Source organism: Paenibacillus mesophilus (assembly GCF_005938385.1).
GTDB classification, from domain to species: Bacteria; Bacillota; Bacilli; order Paenibacillales; family NBRC-103111; genus Paenibacillus_AB; species Paenibacillus_AB mesophilus.
In genome coordinates this window covers 1-20,084 of the sequence record NZ_VCRA01000015.1, presented here as the reverse complement: position 1 = coordinate 20,084, position 20,084 = coordinate 1, and the positions used below count along the sequence as shown (strand labels likewise).

Here is a 20,084-nt window from a genome sequence, read left to right as displayed (position 1 = left end):
TAGGGAGAGCCAATGCCGAATCCCGTCCTCCCCCTCTTACGTAACGAGAGGTTTCGGTTTCTACCGACAAATGAAACCGCATACAAATTAAAATTTAAGCGGGAGGCGGCATAAATGCTGGAACGGCGAAAAATGGATGAAATAGAAGAAGATAAGGGTTTGGATCCCAGCGGCAAACCGCCATTGCTCACGAGAAGGGCGATGCTGTCGTCGCTCGGCATAGCCGGGGCGGCCTTGGCCGCGGGAAGCGTGATCGGAGGTACGATAGGCACGTCGTTCGCGGCCGGGGGACCGGTGAGCGGGGAAGTGTACGGCCGCAAAGGGCCGCCCGCATTTTTGACGGCGGATTCGCTTGAATGTTTTGTTTTGCCGGAACATTTCGATGATGACCTTATTGCGGCTGCAAACTATGCGGCACAAAATCATGCAATTCTATTAACAAAAAGCAAAGTATATTTAGTTACAGTAGAATTTTCAGTTCCAGCGAACTTGACGTGGATTAGTTGCAATTCTACGATTAAGCAAACCGGAGCGGCATCAAACAGTGCTACAGCTTCTGGCATTGCGCCGCAGTCTAACGTAAGAATATTTGGACACCTCACCATTGACATGGGTAACCCGACAGCCGGTTGGGGTGAAAAATGTCATGTCCGAATTGACAGCTTTAATAATATAACGCCAATGGTGCGAGGGTTTTTCTTCGATACGATCAAATTGGTTGGAGGTCACTTTAACTGCAACGGTTTTGTTATGGCGGGGGGCGCTTCATTGGTGCGTGGCAAACGTATCGAATGCGATGATAGCGCCGTAATTGGCCGCGTTTTTATGGCTCATTGGGGTAACTTTCAGCAACACTATAACGACCACGGAACCTATAGACATGTTGCCGGGTGGCAGCCGACGACACACCCGCATGACTGTATTATCGATGAGATTGTGACTGGTAATTTGACCTGTAATACAAATGATTACTCGGCGATTGCCCTAATATCCGCAGGGTATGACATAGAGATTAAGATTATCGACGGTAACATGCTGGATAGCACAATTAGCGGCAAAGCGCTGGTTTTGCTTACACCCGGAGATTTGGCTTTTGCATATGCCTCGACAGCAGAAAGATCACATGGCATGAAAGGCCTTGCATTCGGAAAAATCAAAGGCACAACTTATGCTCTTGGCGTCGGACTAATCCCAGAAGCGTTGTACCTGGGTCATGAGGATTTGTCTAACGTACCGAGCCCGCCAGCATACGAAGATTATTTGGCACATATATCGCTGGACGTTGATCATCTTGATGCGGTTGGCAAGATAGATATCGGGGTAACGACCAATATTTTGATCAATGGCGCTAACGGACGCGGACGAACTCGCGTCAAGTTTGCAAAAGGTCGATACTTCTATAGCGCATTGCATGTCCGGAACTTAAACGACAATTTGACTATTGATGAGCTAGTAGCCGTGGAGTGCAAGATAAACCCGATCGTAATTGGAGGTACCGGCACAGATAGCGGCAAGTTGCCTAAAAATACTGCAATCAAAAAACTGATTGTCAAGCGATATGGCGTTACGTCGTCAAACACCATATATCGTTCGGCATTGCGGAATGAACTTGCGATCAACACCCGAATTGATGAAATTATTGTTGATGAACACGGTAATGCTTTTTGTGTGGCAAGTACAGCAAATTCAACATATGGGCACACTTTTAAAGTCGGCTCTATTGTAGTAAACGATGCGAGCTATACGAATACTTTTTTGATCAATAACACTAACCATATCAATGATCCTGTACAGCTCGACCATTTTTATGAAGTTGTCGGCACTGTTACAACTGGAGTATCGGGTGGCGTTTCAGTTCGAGCGAATGGTCGTTTTAAAGAGTATTTTTCAGCAACGCTGAATATAGGGCTGAAAGTGAATGCCGGAGATTATATTTATAATCTTGGTGCTGGAGATGGTGCTGCCGTAAAGTACTATGTGAAAACAGGCGGAGTTGTCGGCTCGACGGCTGTATTGCAGAAAGTCCAGTCAAAACCGACAACGCTAAGCTACACTTCAACCGCACTTGCGGCTGGTGCAGTCGTGAAAATCAGAAGCAATGCTACCATCACAGGGATAACACCGGGAGATAAACTTGATGTTACGCTAAATCAACCATTGCAGGGGACGAGATTGTATGCTGAAGTCACAGCGGCGAATACGTTTGACGTTTATCATGAAAATCCTACAAGTGCTAGCGTGACGGTGGCTGGTGGTACGATGACAATTAAACTTTAAAGTCGATTTCGGAACTGTCATCCGAACACGGCATCCATGCGAATGTCCTACAGCACTGGAAATCGGAGCTCGTCAATATCCACAACCGAATTAAGCCAAGGTGGGGCGTTGCGGCCGGAGCAGCCCGTGTGGAACTGCCGAAGGATGCCGTTCAAGTTCTCGAGAAGTTTATTGCCGGGCAACAAGCGATGGTCGTATATATTCCACAGGTCGTCAAAAGCTGGGCGGACCGTTTTAAAAATGTCATTCGATTTCGTGTCCGCCCCACGCTGCTCCCGCGGAAGCATCAACTGGTCGAAAATAGATTCTAACCCAATAATCGGAACTATTCTCGCTGTACGTCACGGAACATTACCGTTGGGACGACATTCTTATTTCGTTTCCTGGCCGCGCTCCTGCCCGCTATTTGTATTCGGAATGTGTCGATTTCGCTTCTTTCCGCCTTTAGGCGCCTCTTTTTTACGGAACAGTCCCGCTCCGAGCAGCAATAAAGGCAGGATGAATCCGAGGGTGGCCGTGTACGCCCACCAATATTTCTGGATGGTCAAGCTGAAATAGGCGATGTTCGGAACGACCAGGAGCGACGTGACAACTACGATGACGGCAAGCGGCAGCGACAGCAATTTGTAATCCTTAATTTTCAGCAGCTGCGACGTACCGACTACCGTGGCGTAATAGCAGACGTACAGCTTGAAAAACAGCGTGAAATACCAGATCGAAGCCATGACGACTTCAATCCGTTCCAAAAAACTGCCGATGCTTATTTTTTTGGCCAGTACATAAGTCGTAAACAGCTGCATCTCCGTCAATGGGGCTCCAAGAACCAAAATGCACATCAATACCGTCAAAGTCAATATGAAGCTTCCGATCGCCGTGCCGGCTAAATAAGACCTGACAATACCCCGATTCCCCCGGATGGCCGGCATCACCATGATCAAGATGACCGATTCGAAATAGTAGCCGGTGAGCAGCAGCGCTCCCCGAAGCACGGGATTCGGACTCGACTGGTATAACGGCAGCATACGTTTCGTATCCATTTCGGGCGTAAGCAGCATAACAAGCAGAAAGAACAGGACGATAACCCAAAAGAAAAGAATTTCGGCCGAGCGCACGACCGTACCGATTCCAAGCCGGAAGCCCATGACAACGACCAGCATAAAGAGGATGAGAAACGATTGAATGGGGGTCTCCGGCATAGTATGAGTCACCATAAAATCTCCGACTTCCCATAATACCGTACCCGAATCAATCAAGAAGAACATGACGAACACGATGCCGACGGCTGTACCAAGCCACGAACCCAATGTCTGCCGGCCGATGTCGATTAATGTCATTCCGGGAAAACGTTTGACCAGCAATCCGAACAATGCGGCGATACAAAGTCCTGCCGCCATCGCCACCAGACCCGATATCCACGCGTTATGCATCGATTGACGGGCAACGCTGGCTGGTACGTACAGGATCGTGTCTCCGATTACAAATAAAGCGGACAATATGGCAAATTGACGAATCGATATGTTTCCCCGCTCCAGAATGCTCCCCCCTGCTGCACCTTCTTGCAATGACGGCACGATTCCCGTCGTACACCCGACACAACTGCATTTCTCAATTTTTGCCTATTTCCGATTGGATATACGCCCGATTATAATGTGGACCCGATTGGTCAATAATGGTTTACAAAGATCATTAGCAGAGGGACAACCGTGAATATACATCCAAGCCTTGCAGACAATATATCCCGCCTAAGAGATAGCTTCGGGAACAGCAAAGATTTCGTCGTCCGGGAATTGGTCATCGGCAAGGAACGGGAAGTCCGAATGGCATTTACCTATATCGACGGCCTTGTCGATAAAGATTCCGTCTTCCGGCTGATGGAATCTTTGCTTCAGCATGCGGATGAGATCGTTCGGAACGAATTCGACGGTTTCGTGCGCCATCTTCTCATTACGGTAGGGGATGTCGGCTATAAGACCGACTTCGCCGGCATCCAGGCCTGTATATTGGCAGGTGAAACCGTCATTTGGACGGACCTATCCTCGACGGCCATCGTCGTCAAGACGCGCGGCGGCGAACGGCGTCAGGTGACCGAGCCGGTTTCCCAGACTGTCGTACGAGGTCCGCAGGACGCATTTACAGAATCGCTGGATACGAACGTTTCGCTAGTCAGACGCAGAATCAAACATCCGAATTTGTGGATCGAGTCGAGACATATCGGACGTATTACAAGAACCGAAGTCGCGCTCTTGTACATCAATGGGCTCGTCAAGGAGGAACTGCTTCAAGAGCTTCAGACGAGACTCGATAAAATCGACATAGACGGAGTGCTGGAAGGCAACTATATCGAGGAGTTTATACAGGACGAGACATTCACCGTTTTTCCGACGGTTAACAATACGGAGCGCCCGGACGTAGCGGCAGCCGCCTTGCTGGAAGGCCGAGTCGCCATAATCGTGGACGGGACGCCGTTCGTCCTGCTCGTTCCCGGACTGTTTACGCAGTATCTCCAATCGCCCGAAGATTACTATCATCGATCCGACTACGGTCTGCTGCGCATTCTCCGGTATACCGCGTTACTGATTTCTCTGCTTGCTCCCGCGCTCTATATCGCGATTACGACATTTCATCAGGAGATGCTTCCTACTTCGCTCCTGATCAGTCTCGCCGCCCAGCGCGAAGGCATTCCTTTTCCCGCATTTATCGAGGCGCTCATGATGGAAGTCACCTTCGAGCTGCTGCGCGAAGCGGGAATCCGCATGCCGAGGGCGGTCGGAACTTCGATCTCGATCGTGGGCGCTCTCGTGTTGGGTCAAGCGGCAGTCGAAGCGGGGCTCGTATCGCCGGCCATGGTCATCATCGTATCCATAACGGCGATTACCGGCTTCATATTCCCGAGCTTCGAGATCGGCATATCGATACGGATATTGCGGTTCGCCTTCATGGGACTTGCCGCTTCCTTCGGTTTTTTCGGCATTATTGTCGGGCTGATCGCGCTCGTCCTGCATTTATGCCATCTCCAATCGTTCGGCGTTCCTTATATGACGCCATTCGCTCCGTTCAAGGCGGCGGAACAGGAAGACAGCATCGTTCGGGTTCCTTGGTGGCTAATGTATTCGCATTTGGGGGCCCAGGCGGCGGGCAAAAGACAGCAGTCTTCGAACGGCGACCGGAAGCGGTCCTCATCCGGGCAAAACGAGGGTGGTAAGACATGAAGCGGAGAACAGTCGTACTAATCGTTTGCTTATGCATGACTGTCGTGCTCAGCGGCTGCTGGAACCGCCGGGAGTTGAACGATCTTGCTATCGCGCTCGGAATGGGTATCGATAAGCAGGGGGACCAGTACCGGGTATCCGTTCAAATCGTAAATCCTCAGGAAATTGCGGCCAAAAAAGGCGGGGGCGATAACTCCCCGGTCACGATCTATGAAGAATCGGGCCGTACCATATTCGAATGTCTCCGGCGTATGACGACGAGTACGCCCCGTAAAATTTACACGTCCCATTTGCGTACGTTGATCATCAGCGAAGAGGTGGCGAGGGAAGGAATTAAAAACATTCTCGATTTTTTCGCAAGGGATCACGAGCTGCGCACCGATTTTTATGTCATCATAGCCCGGGAATCAAAGGCGAAGGAGGCGATGAGTGTGTTGCAGCCGCTGGAGAAGGTACCGGCCAATTTCCTATTCAAGACGCTGCAGACTTCCGAGAAGGCGTGGGCTCCGACAACCGGGAGATATTTGGACGACCTGATCTCCGATTTAATGAGCAAGGGAAGGGCCGCTACATTGACGGGCGTTCGGGTGGTCGGCGATGAAGAGGCGGGCAGGTCGGTAGATAATTTGAAAACGGCGCACACAAACGCTTCTATAAAATACTCGAGTATCGGGGTTTTCCAAAAGGATAAGCTGGTCGGCTGGCTGGATGAGAGCGAGAGCAAAGGATACAATTTCATCATAAATAAAGTCCGCAGCACGGTCGGCGTGCTCGTATGTCCGAAAGGCGGCGAAATGAGCGTTGAAGTCATTCGCTCCGATACTCGGCTGAAAGGGAAAATGAAAGACGGGAAGCCGGCAATCGAAGTGGACGTCCGTATTGAGCAGAACATCGGCGAGGTTGCTTGCGAAGTCGACTTGAACGATATCGGGACGATAGCCGAGCTGGAGCAGATTTCCGAGAAAAGAGTCCGTTCTTTTCTGGACAAAGTCATTCGAACGGCCCAGAAGAAATACCGGTCCGATATTTTCGGATTCGGCGAAACGATCCATCGCGACGAACCGAAGGCATGGCAGCGGTTGGAGAACGATTGGGGCTCGATTTTCCCGGATATTGAGGTAGAAGTCAAGCTGGACATCAAGAATAGGAGAACCGGTACGCAAAGCAATTCTTTCAGGGACAAAATAGGGAGGTAAGCTTCATGCTTGCTGCTTTCGGCGTATTGGCTGCGGGAGCCGCCATCGTATTGATCGAAATTCCATTCCTGCGGAAACGGAGCAAGAAGGAAATGTGGACGTTTGCCGTTACGCTGGCCGTCGCACTTGCGCTGGCGGTTGCGAAAAGCGTCCGGGTTCCGCTTCCGAATCCGCTGGACTGGATCGCATACTTGTACAAACCATTCAGCGATATCATTTTCCGATGGTTGAGCTGATGCTCGGGAAGGGTGGGAGAGATGAATAACGACAAAGTAAACGCTCGCCAATTTATGCTGTTCGCCGCGCTGTTTACGGTCGGAAGCTCGATTTTGTTCATCCCCTTGAGCTCGGCGGCTTCGGCCAAGCAGAGCGGCTGGATTGCGATCCTGATCGGCATGGTAGTGACGCTTGGCTATGTTTGGCTGTATATGGCGCTTGTACGGGAAGCTCCCGGCTGCACGCTGGTGGAGATGAGCCGCAAATGGCTGGGCAAGTGGCTCGGTACGCTAGTCTCCGTCTGTTATATAATAACGGTGCTCCTCATGACCGGGCCCTCGCTCCTGTACTATTTGGGAGAATTCATGTCCGCGCAAATCATGACGCAAACGCCGATGGAAGTCATCATCATTTTGTTTGCGCTCGTCGTCTTCATGGGCATGCGGATGGGAATGGGGACGCTCGGCCGGGCGGCCGAGGTGCTTTTCCCGGTATTCGCCGTCTTGTTCGTATCGCTGATCGTTTTCTCGATACCCGATATGAAGGCGGAGCAGCTGCGGCCGGTTATTGCCGTCGGAGCGAAATCGATACTGGGTGCCGTCCTCGACTATGTCAGCTTTTCCGCGATGCCGCTAATTTTTATGCTTATGGTCTATCCGTTGGTCTCAGACACGTCCAAGGCTGCTAAAGCCTTGTATATTGGAACTTTAGTAGGCGGAGCGTTTTTGTTGGCCATGACCGTCGTGTGCGTATCCGTCCTCGGAGTCGAATATACGGTACAGCAAACATATCCGAGCTATGAGCTGGCCAAGAAAATCAATATCGGCGACATCTTGACCCGTATCGAGGTTATTATGGCCACGATATGGATCATTTCGCTATATTTCAAGCTGATCATTTATTTTTATGCCGGGATCAAGGCGGTCGCTCAGCTTCTGCGGCTTGGGAGCGAACGTACGCTCGTGTTCCCGGTTTGGGTTATAATGATCGTACTATCACTCATCGAGTATCCGGATACCGCTTACCGTTCTTGGTTTGACTCGAAAATTTGGCCGCCCTATGCCATTACGTTCGGCATATTCCTGCCTCTATTGCTTCTCGCGATCGCCAAGCTCGGCAAGAGCCGGAACGCTTCCGGGTGAAAGCGGGAGCGGGGTTCCCCTTTTGCAGGGTACACACTTCTATGGTATAGTTTGTCGTATATAGGCAAGCAAAGGAGCTTGAATGACGTTTGCTGAAAAATTTGATTCCGCAAAAAAGAGTGCGCACGATTTATGAAATCGACGTTCAGGCGTTATGGGACACGGGAGTACGGGGCATTATAACCGACCTCGACAATACGCTTGTCGGGGCCAAACACCCGCAGGCGACGCCCGAGCTGCTCGTATGGCTGAAGCGGCTGCAGACGATCGGCTTCAAGGTGGTCATCGTCTCGAACAACAACAAGCTTCGCGTGTCCCGGTTTTCCGATCCGCTCTCGATACCTTACATATTCCGGGCGAAGAAGCCCGGCAATTCGGCGTTTCGCAAAGCGATGGCGATGATGTCGCTCTCCCCGCAGCAGACGGTCGTCATCGGCGATCAGATGCTAACGGACGTTCTCGGAGGCAACCGGCTCGGCTTGTACACGATTCTCGTACTGCCGATCGAGCTTAGAGACGAAGGCTTCTTTACGAAAATTAACCGGCGTATCGAAAAAGCGGCGTTGTCGTGGATGAAACGCAAAGGCTTAATGGGATGGGAGGACTCGTAACATGGCAATGGCAGGCGGCTTGCGTTGTTCCGGGTGCGGGGTTCCGATCCAGACGGAATCGCCGGATAAGCTCGGATATGCGCCGGATGCGGCTTTGAAGAAAGATCCGGTGTTGTGCCAGCGCTGCTTCCGGATTAAGCATTATAATGAAATTTCGAGCATCACCCCGAATCAGGACGATTTCCTGAAAATATTGAGCGGGATCGGCCGGACCGAGGCGCTCGTCGTCCATATCGTCGATCTGTTCGACTTCGAGGGAAGCTTGATCGGCGGCTTGCACCGGTTCGTCGGTCATAATCCGGTCGTTCTGGTCGTCAACAAAATCGATCTGCTCCCGAAGGCGATCAATGTGAACCGGATTTTGAACTGGGTGCAGAAGCAGGTCAAGGAGCACGGGCTGAAGACGGCCGAGATCGTGCTTTGCAGCGCGAAAAAAAATATCGGCTTCGACCGGGTTGTCGCAGCGATCGCCGATCATCGCGGAACGAAGGACGTGTACGTGGTAGGCGCGACGAACGTGGGCAAATCTACGCTTATTAACCGGCTGATCGGCGATTACAGCGATTTGGAGTCCGAATTGACGACATCGCCGTACCCGGGGACGACGCTCGATGTTGTAGAGATCCCGCTTGATGACGGACGGCATATTATCGATACGCCGGGAATCGTATACGGGCACCGTTTGACCGAGCTGGTCGACAAGCGCGATTTGCAGACGCTGCTTCCGGACAAAGCGATCAAGCCGTCCGTATTTCAGCTTAACGAGAAGCAGACTTTATTTTTCGGGGCGTATGCCCGATTCGATTTTACCCAAGGGGAGCGTCAATCGTTCACCTGCTACACGTCCAACCTGCTGCCGATCCACCGGACGAAGCTGGAACGGGCCGATGAGCTGTACGCGGAGCATAAGGGCGAGATGCTGTCCCCTCCGTCGAAGGACGGCTTGGCGGCACTTCCTCCTCTTGTGAAGCATGCGTACCGCATTCCGAAAGGAACCAAGGGCGAGGTGCTTATCTCCGGGCTCGGCTGGATCGCGATCAACAGCGATGCGGGAGCCCAAATCGTCGTCCATGTGCCGAAAGGCGTGAAGGTCGCGCTGCGCGACAGCTTGATCTGAACGAGAGTGACTCGTCATGGGCAATATCGGAACGGGGAGAAGGAACGTATAATGGTACAATGGCAAATGGATACCGGTACGGTCATGCACGGCGTCTTCGGCGACCCGATCAAGCATTCCAAATCGCCGATCATGCATAACCGGGCATTCCGGGAATTGGGCTTGAATGCGGCATACGCGGCTTTTCACATTTTGCCGGGTCAGCTTAAGGATGCGGTTGCGGGAATACGCGCACTGCAGTTCCGGGGCGTCAATGTGACGATACCGCACAAGCTGGAAGTAATGGACTATTTGGATGAAATCGACGAAGGCGCGAGGGCGATCGGGGCGGTCAATACGATCGTTAACGAAGGCGGACGGCTGATCGGCCATAATACGGACGGGATCGGATACGTCCGTTCCTTGAAGGAGGAAGCCGGATTCAGCGTCGCCGGGAAAAAGGTGCTCATTCTCGGTGCGGGAGGAGCCGCGCGAGGCGTTTCCTACGCGCTGGCGAAGGAAGGCGCATCGGCCGTGTATATCGCCAACCGGACGGTATCGAAGGCGGAAGAGCTGGCGGAAGCGGTTCGTCCGTTCACGGCGGCTGAAGGCATGGGGTATGATTCGATTCACGATGTGCGCGATCAAGTGGATTTGATCGTCCATAATACGTCGGTCGGCATGCATCCGAACGTGGACGAGGTGCTGATCGATACATCCTGGTTCCACGAAGGGCTGACGGTAAGCGAGACGGTGTACAATCCGCTCGTTACGCGTCTGCTGCGGGAGGCGGAGGCGAAGGGCGCCAGGACGCACGGCGGGCTCGGCATGTTTATTTATCAGGGCGCGTACGCCTTTGAATATTGGACCGGCCGGGAAGCGCCCGTCGCTGCGATGCGGGAAACGGTTCTCGAAGCTTTTGCACAATAAGAATCATGCGGTCCCCGTACAGGATACGGGGGGAAGAAGGGGAAAGAGCACAACATGTTGACAGGCAAACAAAAAAGGCATCTGCGGTCGCTCGCGCACCATCTCGACCCGATCTTTCAAGTCGGCAAAGGCGGCGTAAACGATCATCTGGTTAAACATATCGAAGAAGCGATCGAAGTGCGCGAGCTGATCAAAGTATCGGTGCTGAACAACTGCATGGAGGACAGCGACGATATCGCCAAGGAACTGGCGCTCAAATCAGGCTCGGAGCTTGTGCAAAGAATCGGCAAGACGATCGTGCTGTACAAGGAATCGAAGGACCATAAGCAAATAGAGCTCCCTTAAGGAGTGTCGGATGATGAAGGTCGGGATTATGGGAGGAACGTTCGATCCGATTCACCAAGGGCACTTGTTGGCGGCGGAACGGGCGAGAGAAGAGGCGGGACTGGAAGAAGTGTGGTTTATGCCGTCAAGCACGCCTCCGCACAAGCCGAACGCTCCCAAGGCGTCGGCGGAGCAGCGGCTCGAGATGGTGAAAGCGGCGATTGCGGGCAACCGACATTTCCGCGCGGAAGCGCTGGAGATTCGCCGCGGCGGCACGTCCTACACCGTGGATACGGTTCACGAGCTTCGGCGGCAGTACCCGGGCATCGATTTTTATTATATTATCGGAGCGGATATGGTGCAGTATTTGCCGAATTGGGTGCGGATCGACGAGCTCGCCGGGCTGATCAAGTTCATTGGGTTGGCCCGGCCGGGATATTCGTCGGAAACGGGCTCGCTTCCCGAGTCGATCCGGAACAGCGTTATTCCGGCATCGATGCCCCAGGTCGACATTTCTTCCACGATGATCCGGCAAATGCGCAAGGCCGGGAAATCGGTCCGATATTTCGTGCCGGACCCGGTCTTATTCTACATCGAGGAGAACGGGCTGTATGAATCGTGAACGGATGATCGAAGAGACGCGCGCCCAGATGCCGTCGAAGCGATGGGAGCATACGCTAGGCGTCATCGGCTCCGCGGCCGAGCTTGCGAAACGGTTCGGAGGCGATGCGGAGAAGGCGGAGCTGGCGGCGCTGCTTCACGATTATTGCAAGTATTGGCCGATTGAGGAGCAGCGGCGGGAATATGCGGAGGAAGGGCTGGACCCGGATCTGCTCCGCTACGACCCCCAACTGCTTCACGGTCCGCTTGCCGCCGAAATTGTCCGCAAGCGGTACGGGATCGGGGACGAAGAAGTACTGGATGCGATCCGCTACCATACGTCCGGCCGGGAACGAATGACGCTGCTGGATAAAATCGTTTGCTTGGCCGATTATATTGAGCCGGGCCGCGATTTTCCGAACGTGCATATTATTCGGGAAATTGCCGAACATAGCTTGGAGAGAGCGCTTATCGCCGGCTTCGATTCGACGATCGGATTTCTTATGGAGAAAGGGAAGAAAGTGTTTCCTCTCACGGTCGTGGCCCGGAACGCGCTCATCGACGAGATAAGCGGCCGCGCGGGTGCGAACGGCGGGGATCGGTAAGCATCACGTCACTTTTTGGGGAATCTTTCGGGGCTCCCCGAAAAGTATTCGGACTAAGCTGCGAAGCATCACTTCACTTTTTGGGGAATATCAGGAGGGGGAATGCAGATGAATCAATCGCCGGATCATATCATGAACGAAGTCGTAAAAGCGGCGGAAGACAAAAAAGCGCACAACCTCGTTGTGCTTAACTTGAAAGGCATCTCGCTCGTGGCGGACTATTTCGTCATTTGCCACGGCAACTCGGATACGCAGGTCCAGGCGATCGCCCAGGAGGTGCGCCGTAAAGCGGACGAGCTCGGCGTCACGATGCGCGGCATGGAAGGCTTCGATACGGCCCGGTGGGTGCTTGTCGATCTGGGCGACGTCGTCGTCCACGTGTTCCATCGCGACGAACGGGAATATTACAACATCGAGCGGTTATGGTCCGATGCGAAGGTGGTCGAGCTCGTATGATGCCGCCGGGAGATCGATTGGAGGCCGGTACGGTGGCGAAGCTGCAGGTGGCACGGGAAGTGCCGCCGAACGGCTTTTTTTTGACCAACGGCTCGCGCGATGTGCTGCTGCACTATAGCGAAGTTGTCGGCTCGGTGAAGCCGGGCGACGAAGTGGAAGCGTTTTTGTTCCACGATACGGAGGATCGGCTGTCCGCAACGATGAAGAAGCCGGGCATTCGGCTCGGCGAAGTCGGTTTGCTGGAAGTGGCGGATATTCATCCGAGATTCGGCTGCTTCCTCGAGATGGGGCTCGGACGCCAGCTGCTGCTGCCCGCTTCGGAGCTGCCGGAATCGAAGGAGCTGCATCCGAAGCCGGGGGACAAAGTGTATGTCCTGCTTAACCATGACCGGCAAGGCAGAATGACGGCGAAGCTGGCCGGGGAGAAGGAGCTTTCCGCGCTGGCGTTCCGTGCGCCGGATTCGTGGAAAAACAGCACGGTGGAAGCAATCGTTTACAAGCCTTTGCAAATGGGAACGTTCGTCGTATGCGACGGGGGCGTGCTCGGCTTCGGCGCGATCGGGATGGTCCATGAGAAGGAGCGGACACGGCCGCTGCGTCTCGGGGAACGGGTGAGCGTTCGCGTCGTGTTCGTACGCGAGGACGGCAGAGTCAACTTGTCGATGCGTCAGCCGAAACAGATCGGCCGTTTCGAAGATGCGGACCGCATTCTCGCCTTTTTGCGGGAGCGGCCGAACGGGGCGATGCCTTACTCCGACGAGACGCCTGCGGATGTGATTTCCTCGAAATTCGGTATCAGCAAAGCGGCGTTCAAGCGGGCGCTCGGCAAGCTGATGAAGGAAGGGCTGGTCACCCAGCAAGGAAGCTGGACGCATCTGGCGGAGAAGCGGGAGTAGCTGTACAACTTGCTTTCGAACGATCGAGCCGACTTTACGCGACGGAAAACAAACGAAGGATCGGACAATGGGGGCTAAGCGGGGGGATCTCATGCGGTACGGGCAATTTGCTTACATTTACGACAAACTGATGGAAGATATGCCTTATCCGCGATGGCTCAGCTTCATCCGGCAATGCTGGGAAGCGAGCGGCAAGCCGGAAACGGTAGTCGATCTTGGCTGCGGCACGGGGAACTTGTCCATCCCGCTGGCGCAATCGGGGCTCCGTGTATACGGCATCGATTTGTCGGACGATATGCTCGCGGTTGCCCAAGACAAAACCGAGCAGCAGCAGAGGACGTTTCCGTTCGCGGCAGGCGGCTCGGTAACTTGGCTGCAGCAGGATATGCGGGAATGGGAGCTTCCCGAGCAAGTCGATTCGGTCATTTCGTGCTGCGATTGCATCAATTATTTGACCGAAGAAGACGATCTCGCCGAAACGTTCCGGCAAACGTTCGAGGGGCTGAAGGACGGAGGCACCTTTATCTTCGATGTACATACCGAAGGCCAGCTGCGGTCGTACGCGGAGATGCAGCCCTTTACGCTGAACGATGACGATATTTCATACATATGGACGAGCGATCTCGATGAGGAGCGCTGCGAGATCGAGCACGATTTGGCGATTTTCGTCAGGGAGGCGGAATGGTTCGGGGCGGATTCGTCCTCTGCCCAAAACGGTTCTTATGAGCCGGACGCTTCACGGTATTTGCGCATTGATGAAACGCATGTGCAGCGGGCTTATCCGCTCCCCCGAATCGAGGCTCTGCTGAAGACGAGCGGCTTCTCGCAAATTAACGTGTACGCGGATTTCTCGCGCAAAGCTCCGACTCCCGAGACGGAACGAGCTTTTTTCGTTTGTGTGAAAGCTTCGGAGGAGCCGGTGTCAAATGGAGCATAACGACATATTGGAACGGGCGGCCGAATTCGCCAAGTCGGTCCATGACGGGGAAGGTTCCGGCCACGATTGGCCCCATATCGAACGAGTCGTCCGGATGGCCCGCAGACTGTGCGCCGATGAGGGAGCCGATCCGTTCGTATGCGAGCTTGCCGCGCTGCTGCACGACGTAGCCGACGAGAAGATGAATCCGTCCAAGGAAGCCGGACTGACCAAAGTCGAGCAATGGTTGAACGGCCAGTCGATCGAACCATCCGTTCGCAGCCACGTCATGGACATAATTGCTACGATATCATTCGGCGCCGGCCCGACCGCGCCGATGCGGACGATCGAAGGGCGAGTGGTCCGGGATGCCGACAGGCTTGATGCGATAGGGGCGATCGCCATTGCGAGGACGTTTGTGTATGCCGGCTGGAGGGGCCACCCGATCTACGATCCAGAGCTGCCTCCGCGCTCCGAAATGACACGCGAACAATACCGAAACGGGCAAACGACCGCCATCAACCATTTTTACGAGAAGCTGTTGAGGCTGAAAGGCTTGCTTCATACCGACACGGCGCGCGCTATCGCGGAAGATCGCCACCGGTTCATGGAAAATTACTTGGAGCGGTTTCATAAAGAATGGAATGGGGAAGTCTAATAAACGGATCGTGCAGCATAGGAAGCTGCATGCTTCGTTTTTGTTAATCCATATCAAAAATAGATTGAATTGATCGAAAAGAGATTATTTTTAATATGATTTGTTTCGCTTATACTGGTCTTAATAGAGGTATGCACTACACGGAACGACACCAGTCTCCGTGCGATAGCATGAGGAGGTACATCGATGAATACGGGGAATCCCAATACGGAGCAGCTGTGGCGCAAATACTACGGCCCCAATCTCGGATACGTGCAGGAACAATATGAACGATATGCGATCGATCCCGAATCGGTCGATGCTTCGTTCCGGGAATTGTTTCAGCGATTGGGGGCGCCGCCTGCCCTCGAGCAGGCACCGGAGCAAGAACGATTAACCGCTCCCGACCGGAGCGCCGGCCAGACGATCGACCCGCAGCTTCTTCACAAAGCGGTGGCGGCCGGCAAACTGGTATGGAACATCCGCACATACGGCCATCTCGCCGCCGACATCGATCCGCTCCGATTGGGAGCGGCCGCGAATACGCGATTGCTTGAACCCGAGACGTTCGGGTTAAGCAGGCAGGATCTGCTGGCTCTTCCCGCATCGCTCATCTGGGAGAACGCGCCCGAGGACGTAGCAACCGGGTGGGATGCGATAGAAAGACTGCGCCGGACGTATACGCAATCTACGGCATACGAATTCAGCCATGTGCACGAGGAGCGCGAACGCGATTGGCTGAACAAGAGCGTGGAGAAAGGCGCGGCGGTGTCCGAAGCGCTGACCGGAGAAGAACGGATCGCGCTGCTTAACAGGCTCATTCAGACCGAACAATTCGAGTCGTTCCTGCACAAGACGTTCGTCGGTCAGAAACGGTTTTCCGTCGAAGGCAACGATGCGTTGATTCCGATGCTCGACGAGCTCGTGCGGTCGGTTGCGCGGCAAGGCGGCAAACACGTACTGATGGGGATGGCCCACCGCGGACGGTTGAATGTGCTCGCTCATGTTCTGGGCAAGCCGTACGGTAAAATATTCGCCGAATTCCACCATTCCCCGAACAGGGATTTGGTTCCATCCGAAGGCTCCATCGGCATTAACTACGGTTGGACGGGCGACGTCAAATACCATTTGGGCGCGGACCGTTCCGTCGAAGAAAGCGAAGGGAATAAAATCCGTCTCACTTTGGCGAATAACCCGAGTCACCTGGAATTCGTCAACCCGGTCGTGGAAGGCTTCACAAGAGCGGCGCAGGAAGACCGGACCAGCCGGGGCAGCCCGGTTCAGGACGAAAGCATCGCCGCTGCGGTCATCATGCACGGCGACGCCGCATTCGCCGGGGAAGGCATCGTGCCGGAGACGCTCAATTTCAATCGGCTGCCGGGCTACCGCAATGGCGGAACGGTACACATCATCGTTAACAATCGGATCGGATTCACAACCGAGAGCCACGATGCCCGTTCCACTTATTACGCGAGCGACTTGGCGAAAGGCTTCGAAATTCCGATCGTTCACGTGAACGCGGACGATCCGGATGCTTGTATAGCGGCAATCCGCATGGCTTGCGAATTCCGCGAGAAGTTCAAGAAAGATTTCCTGATCGATCTGATCGGATACCGCCGCTATGGCCATAACGAATCGGACGATCCGGATACGACGCAGCCGTTGATTTACGAAGCGGTTCGCAATCATCAGACGGTTGCCACGCTCTACGCATACAAGCTGATCGCCGAAGGCGTCTTGAGCGAGACACAGGTGGAGGCGATGAAACGCGAATCGCTAGCCAGCCTGCAGGAAGCTTACGAGGAAATGCTCGGCAGCGGCGATAAAGATGCGGGCGGGAAACGCGGCTCCGTTACGGTAGTCCGCGAGGAGGCGGCCCAGCCTCCGGTTACGGCCGTTCCGCTGGAGCAGCTTAGAGACATTAACGCCGAGCTGCTGAAAAGGCCGGACTCGTTCCGGACGTATCCGAAGCTGCAGCGTATTTTGGAGCGAAGAGCCAAAGCGCTGGACGAAGGAGAGAAGGTCGATTGGGCATTGGCCGAGACGCTTGCATTCGCCACCATCCTGGCCGACGGGAAGCCGATTCGCATCAGCGGACAAGATTCGCAGCGCGGCACGTTCGCGCACCGCAACCTCGTCCTGCACGATTCGACGACGGGAGACACGTTCTGCCCGCTGCACGCGCTGCCCCAGGCGAAAGCATCGTTCGCGATTCATAACAGTCCTTTGTCGGAGGCGTCCGTGCTGGGCTTCGAATACGGCTATAATGTTTTCGCTCCCGAGACGTTCGTCATATGGGAAGCGCAATACGGCGACTTCGCCAATGCGGGACAAGTCATTATCGATCAGTTTCTGGCTGCCGGCCGCGGCAAATGGCGGCAAAAATCCAGCTTGACGCTGCTTCTGCCGCACGGCTATGAAGGACAAGGTCCCGAACATTCCAGCGCCCGTCTGGAACGGTATTTGCAGCTGGCCGGTGAAGACAACTGGACGGTCGTCAATTTGACCCGGGCGTCGCAATATTTCCATCTGCTGCGCAGACAGGCTGCATGGACGGAGAGTGAGGAAGCCCGCCCGCTTATCGTCATGGCACCGAAAAGTCTGATTCGGAACCCGCGCGTCGCCTCTCCGGGTACGGAGCTCAGCGGCGGACAGTTCCAGCCTATATTGGAGCAGCCGGGCTTAGGCGCGCAGCCGGCCCGTGTCGAAAGGCTCGTGTTATGCTGCGGCAAAGTGGCCGTAGACTTGGAAGAAGCGATTCAAGCGGACGGATCGGCGGACTGGAGCTGGCTTCATATCGTCCGGACGGAGCAGCTGTATCCGTTCCCGGCGAAAGAAATCGAAGCCGTCATCCGGCGTTTCCCGAACGTGCGCGAAATCGTCTGGATGCAGGAAGAGCCGCGTAACATGGGAGCTTGGAGCTTCATGGAGCCGCGCATCCGCGAGCTGGCGCCGGAGGGGGTCATCGTCCGCTACGTCGGCCGCCGCGAGCGGTCCAGTACGGCGAGCGGATACCAGAACGTACACAGCTTCGAGCAGCGGCAATTGCTCGCGAACGCGATGGATCGCAACTTTTTCCAAACCGAACGTCTAGGAGGAGCAGTTCATGTCTGACATTAAAATACCCGAGATGGGCGAGTCGATAACAGAAGGCGCGATTGCCAAATGGCTGGTGAAAGTCGGCGATACGGTAAACCAAGGCGATATGCTGCTGGAGCTCGAGACCGATAAAGTAAACTTGGAAGTCAATGCGGAACGTTCCGGCGTCATCGCCGAAATCCGCAAAAGCGAAGGCGACGTCGTGCAAGTAGGCGAAGTGGTCGGAACGATCAGCGAAGGCGCGGCGGCTCCTTCCGCCGGGCAGACAGCCCCGGCAGCTGCAGCAGGCGCGCAGCTGGCCGAGGACGCGGTTCTGCTCCGAACGGCTCCCGCAACACCTCCGACACCTCCCGCACCGACTCCGGCGCCTGCGGCCGAGCCCGAAACGACCGCGGCCGTTATCGCATCGCCATCGGTGAGGAAGCTTGCAAGAGAGCGGGGGATCGATCTGACAAGCGTCGTTCCGGCCGACCCGAACGGACGGATTCACCGAAACGAAGTGACGGCACCGGCGCCCCGCAGCGCCGAACCGCAAGCGGCGGTTCCGGCCGTGAAGGCGGCAGAGCCAAATCCGGCCCGTTCCTCGGGCGGTACGGTGCTTGACGATCCGGCGAAGCCGATCGAGGTGATCCGCATGTCGAGACGCCGCCAGACGATCGCGACGCGGCTTGTCGAAGCCCAACGCACGGCGGCGATGCTGACGACGTTCAATGAAGTCGACATGACGAAAATACTCGACATCCGCAAACGGCGCAAGCAGTCGTTCCAGGAGAAAAACGATGTCGGACTCGGCTTCATGTCTTTCTTCACGAAGGCGGTCGTCGGAGCGCTGAAGAAGTTCCCGCTGCTCAATGCGGAAATTGACGGCGATCGGATTTTGGCGAAAAAGTATTTCGACATCGGTATCGCGGTCTCGGCAAAAGAAGGGCTCGTCGTACCGGTCGTCCGGGATGCGGACCGGCTCGGCTTCGCCGAAATCGAGCGGACGATCGCCGATTTGGCGAACAAGGCGCGTTCCAACACGCTGCAGCTGTCCGATCTGCAAGGAGGCACCTTCTCGATCACGAACGGCGGCGTATTCGGTTCTCTGCTGTCGACGCCGATTTTGAACACGCCGCAGGTCGGCATTTTGGGAATGCACAAAATCCAGTGGCGTCCGATCGCGCTCGACGAGACCCGGATGGAAAACCGCCCGATGATGTACATCGCTCTCTCGTACGATCACCGCATCGTCGACGGCAGCGAAGCGGTACGCTTTCTCGTCACGGTAAAGGTACTGCTTGAAGATCCGGAATCGCTGCTGCTGGAAGGGTAAGCGGCAACGGAAAGTTTTGTAAAAGAGACTGTTTGGAGCGAGTTTGCTCCGGCAGTCTTTTTTGTCATGTGCGTGAAAGTATCAAAATTGTCTGGTTGCCGGATTATTTGAAAAACGTCGTAATGGACGAGCGAGCGGTACTCCGATGGGAGCTTCCTTCAATTGCGCGTGGTGGAGAGGGAAACGATCCGGCTGCTGCTCGAGAAAAAGAAAGTCGAGCCGATGGATCAAGCGGGCGAGCTGCTCGGAATCGTCAGAGCGACTTTGTTCCGCAAAATGGAGGAGTATCCAGTTTGAACGAAGGCGGCAATCCCGGAGAGCCTTTCGAAATATAATTTGGATATTGACTTGAACGAACCAAACTTCATTATTACTGAACTCTATTGCGCTAATCACAGGCCAAATGGGCGAATTCAGCAAGTAGCGATCGAAATTGTTACTACTTAGGTCCCCCCTTTTCAAACGTAGAAAACTTGGTTAATAATGGGTAACCGAGTTCAAATGGAAAAGGGGACCACTGATGAAAATGAGTCCGGAAGAGATCGAACGAATCAGTCAC

The 20,084-nt window shown here is 54.6% G+C and carries 20 protein-coding genes; 19 read left to right on the top strand and 1 reads right to left on the bottom strand.

Features of this window, described 5'->3' with window-relative positions; all coding sequences use genetic code 11:
* Window positions 1–114 precede the first annotated feature (114 nt).
* On the top strand, window positions 115–2,277 hold the full coding sequence (locus tag FE783_RS23775; RefSeq protein ID WP_138881893.1) for a phage tail protein: 2,163 nt from the start codon (window positions 115–117) through the stop codon (window positions 2,275–2,277).
* A 128-nt stretch (window positions 2,278–2,405) separates the two neighbouring features.
* Window positions 2,406–2,588, top strand: coding sequence for a hypothetical protein (locus FE783_RS23770; protein WP_138881892.1), 183 nt, complete (start codon window positions 2,406–2,408; stop codon window positions 2,586–2,588).
* Between the two features lie 60 nt (window positions 2,589–2,648).
* Here FE783_RS23770 and FE783_RS23765 read toward each other — a convergent pair whose 3' ends face one another.
* Window positions 2,649–3,848: a GerAB/ArcD/ProY family transporter gene (locus FE783_RS23765; RefSeq protein ID WP_158301994.1), complete on the bottom strand. Its 1,200-nt coding sequence runs from the start codon at window positions 3,846–3,848 to the stop codon at window positions 2,649–2,651.
* Window positions 3,849–3,980: 132 nt separating this feature from the next.
* On the opposite strand from FE783_RS23765, the gene FE783_RS23760 reads away from it, so the two are divergent.
* From FE783_RS23760 to FE783_RS38715, 17 genes are all read left to right on the top strand, one after another.
* Entirely contained in the window at window positions 3,981–5,486 is a 1,506-nt protein-coding gene (locus FE783_RS23760) for a spore germination protein (RefSeq protein ID WP_238403230.1), read from the top strand.
* Window positions 5,483–6,682 carry a Ger(x)C family spore germination protein gene (locus tag FE783_RS23755; RefSeq protein ID WP_138881889.1) on the top strand — a complete coding sequence of 400 codons (1,200 nt, stop codon included), beginning with the start codon at window positions 5,483–5,485 and terminating at the stop codon, window positions 6,680–6,682. The genes FE783_RS23760 and FE783_RS23755 overlap by 4 nt, the downstream gene beginning before the upstream one ends.
* Window positions 6,683–6,687: 5 nt before the next feature.
* Window positions 6,688–6,918 carry a hypothetical protein gene (locus tag FE783_RS23750; protein WP_138881888.1) on the top strand — a complete coding sequence of 77 codons (231 nt, stop codon included), beginning with the start codon at window positions 6,688–6,690 and terminating at the stop codon, window positions 6,916–6,918.
* A gap of 21 nt (window positions 6,919–6,939) precedes the next feature.
* Window positions 6,940–8,040 (top strand): GerAB/ArcD/ProY family transporter, encoded by a 1,101-nt coding sequence (locus FE783_RS23745; RefSeq protein ID WP_138881887.1) that lies wholly within the window; start codon window positions 6,940–6,942, stop codon window positions 8,038–8,040.
* Between the two features lie 89 nt (window positions 8,041–8,129).
* On the top strand, window positions 8,130–8,651 hold the full coding sequence (locus FE783_RS23740; protein WP_138881886.1) for a YqeG family HAD IIIA-type phosphatase: 522 nt from the start codon (window positions 8,130–8,132) through the stop codon (window positions 8,649–8,651).
* Window position 8,652: 1 nt separating this feature from the next.
* Entirely contained in the window at window positions 8,653–9,768 is a 1,116-nt protein-coding gene (yqeH, locus tag FE783_RS23735) for a ribosome biogenesis GTPase YqeH (RefSeq protein ID WP_420799765.1), read from the top strand.
* Between the two features lie 51 nt (window positions 9,769–9,819).
* On the top strand, window positions 9,820–10,677 hold the full coding sequence (gene aroE, locus FE783_RS23730) for a shikimate dehydrogenase (RefSeq protein WP_138881885.1): 858 nt from the start codon (window positions 9,820–9,822) through the stop codon (window positions 10,675–10,677).
* A 54-nt stretch (window positions 10,678–10,731) separates the two neighbouring features.
* On the top strand, window positions 10,732–11,022 hold the full coding sequence (gene yhbY, locus FE783_RS23725; RefSeq protein WP_138881884.1) for a ribosome assembly RNA-binding protein YhbY: 291 nt from the start codon (window positions 10,732–10,734) through the stop codon (window positions 11,020–11,022).
* Between the two features lie 13 nt (window positions 11,023–11,035).
* A complete protein-coding gene (locus tag FE783_RS23720) occupies window positions 11,036–11,623 on the top strand; it encodes a nicotinate-nucleotide adenylyltransferase (RefSeq protein ID WP_138882003.1) in 588 nt (195 codons plus the stop codon).
* Entirely contained in the window at window positions 11,613–12,206 is a 594-nt protein-coding gene (yqeK, locus tag FE783_RS23715; protein WP_138881883.1) for a bis(5'-nucleosyl)-tetraphosphatase (symmetrical) YqeK, read from the top strand. The genes FE783_RS23720 and yqeK overlap by 11 nt, the downstream gene beginning before the upstream one ends.
* Window positions 12,207–12,314: 108 nt before the next feature.
* Window positions 12,315–12,662, top strand: coding sequence for a ribosome silencing factor (rsfS, locus tag FE783_RS23710; RefSeq protein WP_138881882.1), 348 nt, complete (start codon window positions 12,315–12,317; stop codon window positions 12,660–12,662).
* Entirely contained in the window at window positions 12,659–13,558 is a 900-nt protein-coding gene (locus tag FE783_RS23705) for a CvfB family protein (RefSeq protein WP_238403229.1), read from the top strand. Before rsfS ends, FE783_RS23705 begins: the two co-directional genes overlap by 4 nt.
* Before the next feature lie 91 nt (window positions 13,559–13,649).
* Window positions 13,650–14,495 carry a class I SAM-dependent DNA methyltransferase gene (locus FE783_RS23700; RefSeq protein WP_138881881.1) on the top strand — a complete coding sequence of 282 codons (846 nt, stop codon included), beginning with the start codon at window positions 13,650–13,652 and terminating at the stop codon, window positions 14,493–14,495.
* On the top strand, window positions 14,485–15,132 hold the full coding sequence (locus FE783_RS23695) for an HD domain-containing protein (protein ID WP_138881880.1): 648 nt from the start codon (window positions 14,485–14,487) through the stop codon (window positions 15,130–15,132). Before FE783_RS23700 ends, FE783_RS23695 begins: the two co-directional genes overlap by 11 nt.
* Before the next feature lie 186 nt (window positions 15,133–15,318).
* Window positions 15,319–18,225, top strand: a complete 2,907-nt coding sequence (locus FE783_RS23690) for a 2-oxoglutarate dehydrogenase E1 component (protein WP_138881879.1) — start codon at window positions 15,319–15,321, stop codon at window positions 18,223–18,225.
* On the top strand, window positions 18,218–19,525 hold the full coding sequence (gene odhB, locus FE783_RS23685; protein ID WP_138881878.1) for a 2-oxoglutarate dehydrogenase complex dihydrolipoyllysine-residue succinyltransferase: 1,308 nt from the start codon (window positions 18,218–18,220) through the stop codon (window positions 19,523–19,525). The genes FE783_RS23690 and odhB overlap by 8 nt, the downstream gene beginning before the upstream one ends.
* A gap of 162 nt (window positions 19,526–19,687) precedes the next feature.
* Window positions 19,688–19,822, top strand: a complete 135-nt coding sequence (locus FE783_RS38715) for a hypothetical protein (RefSeq protein ID WP_274381457.1) — start codon at window positions 19,688–19,690, stop codon at window positions 19,820–19,822.
* Window positions 19,823–20,084: the final 262 nt, after the last annotated feature.

Excerpts from the sequence above, each read along its gene's own strand:
- yqeH (WP_420799765.1), top strand. The coding sequence starts at position 8,653 with ATGGCAATGGCAGGCGGCTTGCGTTGTTCCGGGTGCGGGGTTCCGATC.
- odhB (WP_138881878.1), top strand. The coding sequence starts at position 18,218 with ATGTCTGACATTAAAATACCCGAGATGGGCGAGTCGATAACAGAAGGC.
- FE783_RS23720 (WP_138882003.1), top strand. The coding sequence starts at position 11,036 with ATGAAGGTCGGGATTATGGGAGGAACGTTCGATCCGATTCACCAAGGG.
- FE783_RS23690 (WP_138881879.1), top strand. The coding sequence starts at position 15,319 with ATGAATACGGGGAATCCCAATACGGAGCAGCTGTGGCGCAAATACTAC.
- FE783_RS23705 (WP_238403229.1), top strand. The coding sequence starts at position 12,659 with ATGATGCCGCCGGGAGATCGATTGGAGGCCGGTACGGTGGCGAAGCTG.
- FE783_RS23755 (WP_138881889.1), top strand. The coding sequence starts at position 5,483 with ATGAAGCGGAGAACAGTCGTACTAATCGTTTGCTTATGCATGACTGTC.
- FE783_RS23750 (WP_138881888.1), top strand. The coding sequence starts at position 6,688 with ATGCTTGCTGCTTTCGGCGTATTGGCTGCGGGAGCCGCCATCGTATTG.
- yqeK (WP_138881883.1), top strand. The coding sequence starts at position 11,613 with ATGAATCGTGAACGGATGATCGAAGAGACGCGCGCCCAGATGCCGTCG.
- yhbY (WP_138881884.1), top strand. The coding sequence starts at position 10,732 with ATGTTGACAGGCAAACAAAAAAGGCATCTGCGGTCGCTCGCGCACCAT.
- FE783_RS23745 (WP_138881887.1), top strand. The coding sequence starts at position 6,940 with ATGAATAACGACAAAGTAAACGCTCGCCAATTTATGCTGTTCGCCGCG.
- FE783_RS23775 (WP_138881893.1), top strand. The coding sequence starts at position 115 with ATGCTGGAACGGCGAAAAATGGATGAAATAGAAGAAGATAAGGGTTTG.
- FE783_RS23700 (WP_138881881.1), top strand. The coding sequence starts at position 13,650 with ATGCGGTACGGGCAATTTGCTTACATTTACGACAAACTGATGGAAGAT.
- FE783_RS23695 (WP_138881880.1), top strand. The coding sequence starts at position 14,485 with ATGGAGCATAACGACATATTGGAACGGGCGGCCGAATTCGCCAAGTCG.
- aroE (WP_138881885.1), top strand. The coding sequence starts at position 9,820 with ATGGTACAATGGCAAATGGATACCGGTACGGTCATGCACGGCGTCTTC.
- rsfS (WP_138881882.1), top strand. The coding sequence starts at position 12,315 with ATGAATCAATCGCCGGATCATATCATGAACGAAGTCGTAAAAGCGGCG.